Origin of the sequence: Terriglobus sp. YAF25, assembly GCF_052113305.1 — a bacterium.
Taxonomy (GTDB): Bacteria; Acidobacteriota; Terriglobia; order Terriglobales; family Acidobacteriaceae; genus Terriglobus.
In genome coordinates, this window is record NZ_JBFRCY010000684.1 from 1 (window position 1) to 2490 (window position 2490).

The 2490-nt window shown below is 56.4% G+C and carries 1 protein-coding gene; it reads left to right on the forward strand.

Annotated elements, in window-relative coordinates; all coding sequences use genetic code 11:
- Positions 1–16 precede the first annotated feature (16 nt).
- Positions 17–2490 (forward strand): penicillin acylase family protein (locus tag AB4043_RS22310; protein ID WP_442308132.1); only part of this gene is annotated, 2474 nt, incomplete at its 3' end.

Genomic DNA, 2490 nt, shown 5'->3' on the forward strand with positions numbered 1-2490 from the left:
GCGCTGGGTAGGATCAATGCCCGGCGGCGCAGGATATCTGGGCAGTTTGAATGTCATGCAGGCGAAGAACTGGGACGAGTTTACAAAGGGAGTCGCAAAATCCTGGTACCTGCCGTCACACAGCCTTGTGTATGCCGATGTGAAAGGGAACTACGGTTACATCGCCGCGGCCGCATCGCCGATTCGCAAGGGTTGGGATGGCCTGCTGCCGGTTCCCGGCAAGGACGGGAAATATGAGTGGCAGGGTATCGAAGCGATGGAATCGCTTCCCCGCGAGTTGAATGGGAGCCGTGGTTACTATGCGTCGGCGAACAACGATGTTGTGAGCAGATACTTTCCCAGGTATCAAAGCTCGCTCGGATACGAGTACAGTGCGCCCTACCGCTTTGACCGCATCACGGAGGTGTTGGGTGGAAAACAGAAATTCAGCCTGGAAGACATGGAGCACCTTCAGTTCGACCACAAATCGCTGGTGGCGGAAAAACTGGTGCCGATGCTGAAAGGTGTTCGTGCCACGTCGGCGACGCAGGATGCCATCCGTACATTGCTGGAGTGGAACTTCGACGTCTCCATGGACTCCAGGGCGGCGACACTGTACGAGTTCTGGTACTACAAGCTAGCGGCGAAGGTATATGCAGCGAACCTACCGGAGAGCCTGAAGGGAGAGATAAAGAGTACCGATCCTCGACAGGTGATCCATTGGCTGACCTCGGAAAAGGATGTGACCAAGCGCAACAGCATCATGGTTACCGCTCTTGAAGAGGGTATCGCGGAGATCTATAAGAGATTTGGAGATGATTTCTCCGCCTGGGCATGGGGGAAGGTCCACAAAGCAGAGCTGCGTCACCCCCTGGAGAATGACGAGACCGCCGCTGTCTTTCACCTCGATTCCGTATCGCGTGGTGGGGATGCCTTTACCGTTCAGGCGACCAGTAACGTCAGCCCTACTGGATCATCGGAGTTTCATGGCGCCTCTGCCATGTTCGTCCTTGATCCGCAGAACTGGGACAGGTCAGTGGCGCTGAATGCGCCCGGCAACCAGGCGAACGGAGGCGCAAAACATGCGACCGATCTGGCTGCGGGATGGGGCAATGGGACGTATTTCCCGCTGGCGTTCTCGAAGGCAAAAGTGGAGGAAGCCGCGGAAGAGACGATGACGCTTGCCCCTTGCAGCGAGGCAGAAAGCCATGAGAAGCATCCAGCCTTCGAACGCGTCCAGGCGGACACCTTCAATATCCCGGCCGCGGTAACCATTGTCTTTGGCGACTATGACAACGATGGCTGGCCGGATATGTATGTCGGTTATCGCAGCGATATGAATCGTCTGTATCACAACGATCATGGCAAGTTTGTGGACGTAACGCTGTCGAGCGGCATCATCGATACCAACGAGGTCCGCTCAGCCGCATGGGGTGATTACAACGGCGATGGTCTGCTCGATCTCTATGTGGGCTTCGGCATGACCTCCACCGTGCCAAACCGGTTGTATCGCAACGATGGCAACGGGCACTTCACCGAGGTTGCGCTGGAGAGCGGCCTCTACGATGCAGGCGAATCGAGACAGATAAGTTTTGTGGATTACGACAACGATGGTCTGGTTGACCTGGCCGTCGCTTTCCGTGAGAAGGAAAACAAGATCTATCACAACGACGGCAAAGGTCACTTCAGCGATGCAACCGCGAAGACCGGTCTGGGCGATCCGCGCAAGACCATCGCCGGTGTCTGGTTCGACTATAACCAGAGCGGACATCTGAGCCTGTTTGAAGCGAATCAGAACGGCGACGCCAATGGTTTCTATGTAAATAACGGCTACGGCCACTTTAGTGACAAAGCAAAAGAGCTGGGAGTCGCGGCGGAGAACCGAGGCATCAACTACGGAAGCGTCGGCCTTGGCGTGATTGATGTCAATAACGATGGCAAGCTCGATGTCTTTGCCGCCAACTATGGGCCGGCATGGTTGTTGATGAACGACGGGACTCGGTTTCACGATGTGGCGCCGGAGGTGGGTCTTGGCATCAACGCTCATCTGGTCTCTACCGGGTGGGGTGACTACGATAACGATGGAAAGCCCGATCTGTACGCCGATGGATACCTCAGCGGCCACGAGAATATCCGGGACTATCTGTGGCACAACGATGGCGGCACGTTTACCGACGTGACTCCCGGCTACATGCTGAAGCATGATGCTGACCATGCCGTGGTCTGGGCCGACTTTGACAACGACGGCGCACTCGATCTCGCGCTGGCCGATCATGAGCGGGAAGGCGGAGTCAATCTGTATCGCAATGTCTTGCCCGTCAGTGCCCCCGGCCGCTCACTGGCTGTACTTGTCCTTGATGATCAGGGGCATTACACCCGCCCAGGAGCTGAGGTGAAGGTCTACCGCGCCGGAACAACAGAGCTGCTTGGCTATCAGCTCGTCGATACTGGAAGTTCATACAGCTCACAAAGTGCGTTGCCCCTGTATTTTGGTTTCGCGCAGCCGATACG